Genomic DNA, 7,854 nt, shown 5'->3' with positions numbered 1-7,854 from the left:
TACCTCACGCAGATCCCGGCCTACGCCAAGGACTGGCTGCACGGTGACGGTACGGTCGTGACCCTGGTGCTGACACTGTTTTCGGTGGGCATCGCGCTGGGCTCGCTGCTGTGCGAACGGCTTAGTGGGCGCAAGGTGGAAATCGGCCTGGTACCGTTCGGCTCGTTCGGCCTGACCCTGTTCGGCCTGCTGTGGTGGTGGCATTCCGGCGATGTGCCGGCGGCAGCGACGCCGCATGACTGGCTGGCGCTGCTGGGCATGCGCGAGGCCTGGTGGATTCTGCTTTCCATCGTTGGCCTTGGTGTGTTCGGCGGTTTCTATATCGTGCCGCTTTACGCGCTGATCCAGGCGCGCACTGCCGAAGACCAGCGCGCGCGGGTGATCGCCGCCAACAATATCCTCAATGCCCTGTTCATGGTGGTGTCGGCGCTGCTCACCATCGTGCTGCTGGGCGTGGCCGAGCTGAGTATTCCGCAGCTGTTCCTGGTGGTGTCGCTGCTCAATATCGCGGTTAACGCCTATATCTTCAGGATCGTGCCCGAGTTCACCATGCGCTTCCTGATCTGGCTGCTCAGCCATTCGATGTACCGCGTGCAGCACCGTGACCTCGAGCGCATCCCCGACCAGGGCGCAGCGTTGCTGGTGTGCAACCATGTGTCGTTCGTCGATGCACTGCTGCTGGGCGGGGCAATCCGCCGGCCGATCCGCTTCGTGATGTACTACAAGATCTACAACCTGCCGGTGCTCAACTTCGTCTTTCGCACCGCAGGCGCCATTCCGATTGCCGGGCGCAACGAAGACCCGACCATCTACGAGCGGGCGTTTGCGCGTATTGCCGAGTACCTGGCCGATGGCGAACTGGTGTGCATCTTCCCCGAGGGCAAGCTGACCGGTGATGGCGAGATCGACGTGTTCAAGGGCGGCGTCAACCGCATCCTCGAAGAAACCCCGGTGCCGGTGATTCCGCTGGCGTTGCAGGGTTTGTGGGGCAGCTTCTTCAGCCGCGACCCGGCCAAGGGCTTTTTCAAGCGGCTGTGGTCGCGGGTGACCATCGTGGCCGGCGCCGCGATCCCGGTGGAGGCGGCGCAGCCCGACGTGTTGCGCGAGCAGGTCAGCCGTTTGCGAGGTGACCTGCGCTAGGGGAGGGGGTCAGCTGGCGCTGACTTTCAGGCCTACCAGGCCGATGATGATCAGCGCCACGCTGGCCAGCCGTATCAGGGCCATCGACTCGCCAAACAGGATGATGCCGGCGACTACCGTGCCAACCGCGCCAACGCCGGTCCAGATGGCATAGGCAGTGCCCAGCGGCAGCTCTTTCATGGCCAGGCCCAGCAGGCCCAGGCTGACAGCCATGGCGGCGACGGTGAGTACGGTGGGCAGTGGCTTGCTGAAACCGTCGGTGTATTTCAGGCCGACGGCCCAGCCGACCTCGAACAGGCCGGCGAAGAACAGGATGATCCAGGACATGGTGCGTCTCCATCGTTGCAAATGATGGGGCCGTCCCCGGAATGGTCACGCGGTGCGTCGCGAGGTCGTCCTCACAGTGAGCACCATGGTGCACACCTGCGGGTCTCAGGGCAAGCCCGCGAAGAGGCCGGTACAGGCACCCTCAATGCCTTGCCGGCTCACCGCCTTCAGCGGCATCCGGATCCTCCATCCGCCGAAACCAGGTCGAAAGCAGCGCCCCGGAAATATTGTGCCAGACGCTGAACAAAGCACTGGGCACGGCCGCCAGCGGCGAGAAGTGCGCCGCAGCCAATGCTGCGCCCAGCCCGGAGTTCTGCATGCCCACCTCCAGCGCCAGCGATTTGCGCTGGGCCAGAGGCAGCTTGCACACCTTGCCGGTCAGGTACCCGAGCAGATAACCGAAGCTGTTGTGCAGCATCACCACCGCCATGATCAGCAGCCCCGACTCGGCTATCTTCGCCTGGCTGGCTGCTACCACCGCGCACACGATCATCACGATGCTCACCACCGATACCAGCGGCAGCACCTGTACCGCTGCCTGCACCCGGGCACCGAGCAAACGCTGGGCCAGCACGCCGAGCACGATGGGCAGCATCACCAGCTGCAGGATCGACCAGAACATGTCCATGAAGGACACCGGCAACCAGGCCGAGGCCAGGAACCAGATCAGCGCCGGGGTCAGCAGCGGGGCGAGCAGGGTGGTGACTGCAGCGATCGCCACGGCCAGCGCCAGGTCGCCCTTGGACAGCCACACCATCACATTCGACGCCGTGCCGCTTGGGCAGCAGCCGACCAGGATCACGCCTACGGCGATTTCCGCCGGCAGGTGGAACAGCTGGCACAGCAGCCAGGCCATGCCCGGCATGATCACGAAGTGTGCGACCACACCCAGCATTACCCGCCAGGGCTGGCGGGCGAGGGCGGCGAAGTCGTCGAGCTTGAGGGTGAGGCCCATGCCGAACATCACCAGCCCCAGCAGCGGCACGATGGCCACCTTGAGGGCGATGAACCATTGCGGTTGCAGGAAGGCCAGCACGGCGAACACCAGCACCCACAGGGCGAAGGTGTTGCCGACGAAGCGGCTGAGGGCGGCGAGGGCGCGCATGGGGGGCAATTCCTTTTCTATTTATTGCTTTGTGAAATTCCACGGCCCTGTCGCCGACAAGCCAGCTCCCACAGGTAGGCGACAGATTCTGAAAACTGTGGCGTACCTGTGGGCGCTGGCTTGCCGGCGATAGGGCCGGTGCAGACAAAAATGGCTTTCAGGCCTGCACTGGCATTTCAAGACACATCAGACCCCTTGCGGAATCTCTTCACCACCCAGTGCCTCGAACAGCACCGGCAGGAACTCGGCAAAGGTCATCATCATCAGCTGGAAGCTGGCATCGAACTGCTGGGCCGCCTCGTCACCGCCGTCCTGCTCGGCCTGCTCTTGCAGCAGCTCCTCGAACTTCAGGCGCTTGATCACCATCTTGTCGTCCAGGACGAACGACAGCTTGTCCTGCCAGGCCAGGGCCAACTGGGTCACCACCTTGCCGGTGCTCAGGTGCAGCTGGATTTCCTCGCTGGTCAGATCCTGGCGCTTGCAGCGCACGATGCCGCCGTCTTCGGCGGTGTCGCGCAGCTCGCATTCGTCCAGCACATAGAAGCCTTCGGCGGCCTGCTGCGACTTGACCCAGTCGGTCATGGTGGCAGCCGGTGCAATTTTCACTGTCGCCGGGCGCACCGGCAGCGAGCCCATCACTTCACGCAGTGTCGACAGCAGGTCTTCGGCACGCTTGGCGCTGGCCGAGTTGACCAGGATCACGCCCAGGCGCGGGGCAATTGCGGCGAAGATCATCGAGCGGCGGATGAACGCGCGCGGCAGGAACGCCTGGATGATCTCGTCCTTGATCTGGTCACGCTCCTTTTTATAGACCTTGCGCATTTGCTCGGTCTCGATCTCTTCGACCTTTTCCTTGACCGCGTCGTTGACCACGCTGCTCGGCAGGATGCGTTCTTCCTTGCGCGCGGCGATCAGCAGGTACTCGCCGCTGACATGCACCAGGGGAGCGTCTTCGCCTTTGCCGAACGGCGCGACGAAACCATAGGTGGTCAGCTCCTGGCTGGCGCAGGGGCGGGCCGGCTTGCTGGCCAGGGCGGCTTCCAGCGCTTCAGCCTCGAACGGGACATCCTGGGTCAGGCGGTAGGTCAGCAGGTTCTTGAACCACATGAGGGGCAATCTCTCCTTAATGCATAAGGCGGGCATTATTCTCCGAGCGCTGCTCTGAGACCAGCCCTGTCACAGGGCCAGCAGTGGCTTATCGGTAAAACAACTGCACCGCAGCGCTAGGTCTTTGAAAGGCCTGAGGTTTTTTTTGAAAAAAGTTTAAAAAGTGCTTGCCAGGGTACAGGTGCGTCCGTAGAATGCGCGCCACACCGAGACGAAGGGTGATTAGCTCAGCCGGGAGAGCATCTGCCTTACAAGCAGAGGGTCGGCGGTTCGATCCCGTCATCACCCACCACTCGATGTATAGCGCAGCGGTAGTTCAGTCGGTTAGAATACCGGCCTGTCACGCCGGGGGTCGCGGGTTCGAGTCCCGTCCGCTGCGCCATATTCCACTTCCAGGGCCCACTGAACACCCGGAAGTAACAAAGAAAGCGACCCTAGGGTCGCTTTTTTTGTGGGCGAATTTTGGCATTTGTACGATATTTGAAAAAACTTCGATAAGTGCTTGCCAGAGCGGAAAGTCGCCCGTAGAATGCGCGCCACACCGAGAGACATGGGTGATTAGCTCAGCCGGGAGAGCATCTGCCTTACAAGCAGAGGGTCGGCGGTTCGATCCCGTCATCACCCACCACTCGATGTATAGCGCAGCGGTAGTTCAGTCGGTTAGAATACCGGCCTGTCACGCCGGGGGTCGCGGGTTCGAGTCCCGTCCGCTGCGCCATATTCCACTTCCAGGGCCCACTGAACACCCGGAAGTAACAAAGAAAGCGACCTTCGGGTCGCTTTTTTTGTTACTGAACGCATGGAATGCAGCACCGTCAGCGACGGCGCTCTTCTTCCCGCAAGGTCAGCACCTCAAAACCATCCTCGGTCACCGCCACGGTATGCTCCCACTGCGCCGACAAGCTGTTGTCGCGGGTAATCACCGTCCAGCCATCCTTCAACGTCCGTGTCCCGCGGCTGCCCTGGTTGATCATCGGCTCGATGGTGAACACCATGCCCGGCGTGAGCTTCATGCCCATCCCGCGCTGGCCGATGTGCAGCACCTCCGGCCCTTCGTGCATCTGCTGGCCAATGCCATGCCCGCAGTATTCGCGCACCACGCTGTAGCCCGCTGCTTCGGCATGGCGCTGCACGGCATGGCCGATATCACCGAGCGTCGCCCCCGGGCGCACCTGTTCGATGCCTTTCCACAACGCGTCGTAGGTGGTGTCGACCAGCCGCTGCGCTTCATCGCTGATGTGCCCGATACAGTACATCTTCGATGAGTCGGCGATGTAGCCACCCTGTTCCAGGGTGATGTCGACGTTGATGATCGAGCCGTCCTTCAGCACTTCATCCGCCTTGGGGATGCCATGACAGACGACGTGGTCCACCGAGGTATTGAGCGAGTAGGGGAACCCGTACTGGCCCTTGCTCGCCGGGCGTGCCTTGAGCGTGTCGACGATGAACGCTTCAGCGCGGTCATTGATTTGCATCGTCGTAACACCAGGGCGGATGAAACCGTCGAGTTCGGCGAACACCTGGGCCAGCAGCTGGCCGGCACGGCGCATCAGGTCGAGTTGGGCAGGGGTCTTGAGAATCACTTTGGACATGGGGGGAGGGCAGGCGCTCATGCTGGAAATTGACCCAGCATAGCGCCAGGGAGTGCGAGGCTGCCACCGCTTGGTGCATTGCCTGGGCCGGCCCTTTCGCGGGTGAACTCGCTCCCACAGGCACATCACCGCCCTCAGGCCTTGCGTCAACCCTGTGGGAGCGGCGGTGCGGCGATCCGATTCACCCGCGAAAGGGCCGGCACAGCTGGCCCGTAATTTGCTGATCAACCTGCATCCAGGGCTATCAACGTCGACTGCCCACAACATTTCACGACAAAGGCGCCGTGTTGTCCCCGCTTGCCAGGCAAGGCGGGGGCAACCGGCGCCTTTTTTGCACGCCCGGAACAGGAGCCCGCCCATGGCCAATAGCGAAGTACGCAGCGTCTGCCCCTATTGCGGCGTCGGTTGCGGCATCGTCATGAGCGTTGCCGACGGCAAGGTCGGCAAGATCAGCGGCGACAAACTGCACCCCAGCAATTTCGGCCGCCTGTGCACCAAAGGCCTTACCGCGCATGTGCCGCTGAGCGCCGCCGGGCGCATGGCGGACGCCTATGTGCGCCAGCAACGCAGCCAGCAGCCGATACGCACCGGCATGGACCAGGCTATCGCCGCCACCGCTGCACGCCTGCGCGGCATCATCGACCAGCACGGCGCCGATGCAGTGGCGCTGTACGTGTCCGGGCAGATGTCGCTGGAGGCCCAGTACCTGGCCAACAAACTGGCCAAGGGATTTATCCGCACCCGCCATATCGAGTCCAACTCGCGCCTGTGCATGGCCAGTGCGGGCAGCGGCTACAAACTGTCGCTCGGTGCCGACGGCCCGCCCGGCAGCTATCAGGACTTCGAGCACGCCGATGTGTTCCTGGTGATCGGTGCCAACATGGCCGACTGCCACCCGATCCTGTTCCTGCGCCTGCTCGATCGGGTCAAGGCCGGGGCGAAGCTGATCGTGGTCGACCCACGGCGCAGTGCCACCGCCGACAAGGCCGACCTGTTCCTGCAGGTGCGCCCCGGCAGCGACATGGCCTTGCTCAACGGCCTGCTGTACCTGCTGCAGCGCAATGGCCATACCGACCCCGACTTCATCGCCCGCCACACCGAGGGCTGGGACCAACTGCCGGCCTTTCTCGACGACTACACCCCCGAGCGCGTGGCCGCCATCACCGGGCTGACCGAGGCCGACATCATCCAGGCCGCCGAATGGATCGGTGGCGCCAACAACTGGATGAGCTGCTGGACCATGGGCCTGAACCAGAGCGTTCACGGCACCTGGCACAGCAACGCTATCTGCAACCTGCACCTGGCCACGGGCGCGATCTGCCGCCCCGGCAGCGGGCCGTTCTCGCTGACCGGCCAGCCCAATGCCATGGGCGGCCGCGAGATGGGCTACATGGGCCCAGGCCTGCCAGGCCAGCGCTCGGCGCTGGTGGCCGCCGACCGCGCCTTCGTCGAACAGCAATGGCAGTTGGCACCCGGCAGCCTGCGCAGCGAGGGCGGCGAGGGCACGGTGGCGCTGTTCGAACAGCTGAAAACGGCTGAAGTGAAAGCCTGCTGGATCATCTGCAGCAACCCGGTGGCCAGCGTCGCCAACCGTCAGCAGGTCATCGACGGCCTGCGCCAGGCCGAGCTGGTCATTACCCAGGATGCCTTCCTCGACACCGAAACCAACCGTTACGCCGACATCCTGCTGCCGGCCGCGCTGTGGGCAGAAGGCGAGGGCGTGATGATCAACAGCGAGCGCAACCTGACCCTGATGCCACGCGCCGTCGAGCCGCCCGGGCAGAGCCTGCCGGACTGGCAGATCATCGCCCGCGTCGCCTGCGCCATGGGCTATGCCGAGGCCTTCGACTACCCCGATGCCGAAGCGGTTTACGAGGAAATCCGCCGTTTCCACAATCCCGCAACCGGCTACGACCTGCGCGGTATCGGCTATGCCGACCTCCGCCAACAGCCGCGTCAGTGGCCCAGCGCCCCCGGGCGTGAAGCTGAGCGCAGCCCGCTGCGCTATATCAACGACGGCAGCAGCCAGGCGATGCTGCACGACGCCGAGGGCCAACGGCCGGCGCTGGCCTTTCCGACCGCCAGCGGCAAGGCCCGCTTCTTCGCCCGGCCATGGCTGCCGGCGCCGGAGCTGCCGGATGCCGACTACCCCATGGTGCTGAATACCGGCCGCGTGCAGCACCAGTGGCACACCCTGACCAAGACCGGCAAGGTGCCGGCGCTGAACAAGCTGGAGCCCGGGGCTTTCGTCGAAATTCACCCTGACGACGCCGCTCGCCTGGGCATCGCCGACAAGGACCAGCTGGCCATTCGCTCGCGGCGTGGCCAAGCCGTGCTGCCGGCGCGCATCAGTGATCGGGTGATGCCGGGTAACTGTTTTGCGCCGTTCCACTGGAACGACCTGATCGGCGAGCAACTGGCGATCAATGCCGTCACCTGCGATGCGGTCGACCCGCTGTCGTTGCAGCCCGCCCTCAAACACTGCGCCGTGGCCCTTGAGCGGGTCGCCGGTGAGCGTATCGAAGCCCTTGACCTGAACACTGCCATTCCGGAGCCAGCCCGCATGCCGACCGCCACCCTGTC

General features: G+C 63.9%; 6 protein-coding genes and 4 tRNA genes. 6 read left to right on the top strand and 4 right to left on the bottom strand.

All coding sequences use genetic code 11. The annotated features are described in order from the left end of the window. Positions 1-1,140: MFS transporter (locus HP546_RS22310; RefSeq protein ID WP_172229524.1), on the top strand; the 1,140-nt coding region annotated here is incomplete at its 5' end. Positions 1,141-1,149: 9 nt separating this feature from the next. Here the strand turns inward: HP546_RS22310 and sugE are convergent. The 3 genes from sugE to rdgC all read right to left on the bottom strand — a co-directional run bounded on the left by sugE (position 1,150) and on the right by rdgC (position 3,679). Next, positions 1,150-1,467, bottom strand: a complete 318-nt coding sequence (sugE, locus tag HP546_RS22305; protein ID WP_172229522.1) for a quaternary ammonium compound efflux SMR transporter SugE — start codon at positions 1,465-1,467, stop codon at positions 1,150-1,152. A gap of 142 nt (positions 1,468-1,609) precedes the next feature. Further along, a complete protein-coding gene (locus HP546_RS22300) occupies positions 1,610-2,572 on the bottom strand; it encodes a bile acid:sodium symporter family protein (RefSeq protein WP_172229520.1) in 963 nt (320 codons plus the stop codon). 186 nt (positions 2,573-2,758) lie between these two features. Beyond that, complete coding sequence (gene rdgC, locus HP546_RS22295; protein WP_172229518.1) at positions 2,759-3,679, bottom strand: recombination-associated protein RdgC; 921 nt, start codon at positions 3,677-3,679, stop codon at positions 2,759-2,761. A 216-nt stretch (positions 3,680-3,895) separates the two neighbouring features. Between rdgC and HP546_RS22290 the strand changes: the two genes are divergently transcribed. The 4 genes from HP546_RS22290 to HP546_RS22275 all read left to right on the top strand — a co-directional run bounded on the left by HP546_RS22290 (position 3,896) and on the right by HP546_RS22275 (position 4,397). Further along, positions 3,896-3,971: transfer RNA gene (locus HP546_RS22290), tRNA-Val, on the top strand. Positions 3,972-3,984: 13 nt separating this feature from the next. Continuing rightward, positions 3,985-4,061 (top strand) — tRNA-Asp (locus HP546_RS22285). Between the two features lie 170 nt (positions 4,062-4,231). Next, positions 4,232-4,307 (top strand) — tRNA-Val (locus tag HP546_RS22280). Positions 4,308-4,320: 13 nt separating this feature from the next. Next, positions 4,321-4,397, top strand: a tRNA-Asp gene (locus HP546_RS22275). A gap of 97 nt (positions 4,398-4,494) precedes the next feature. On the opposite strand, the gene map is transcribed toward HP546_RS22275, so the two are convergent. Continuing rightward, positions 4,495-5,292, bottom strand: coding sequence for a type I methionyl aminopeptidase (map, locus tag HP546_RS22270; protein WP_172229516.1), 798 nt, complete (start codon positions 5,290-5,292; stop codon positions 4,495-4,497). Positions 5,293-5,629: 337 nt separating this feature from the next. On the opposite strand from map, the gene HP546_RS22265 reads away from it, so the two are divergent. Continuing rightward, a partial coding sequence (locus HP546_RS22265; RefSeq protein ID WP_172229514.1) for a molybdopterin oxidoreductase family protein occupies positions 5,630-7,854 on the top strand: 2,225 nt, incomplete at its 3' end.

The organism is Pseudomonas sp. CM25, assembly GCF_013179705.1.
In the GTDB taxonomy this organism is placed as follows: Bacteria; Pseudomonadota; Gammaproteobacteria; order Pseudomonadales; family Pseudomonadaceae; genus Aquipseudomonas.
This window is presented reverse-complemented; position numbering and strand designations above follow the sequence as displayed.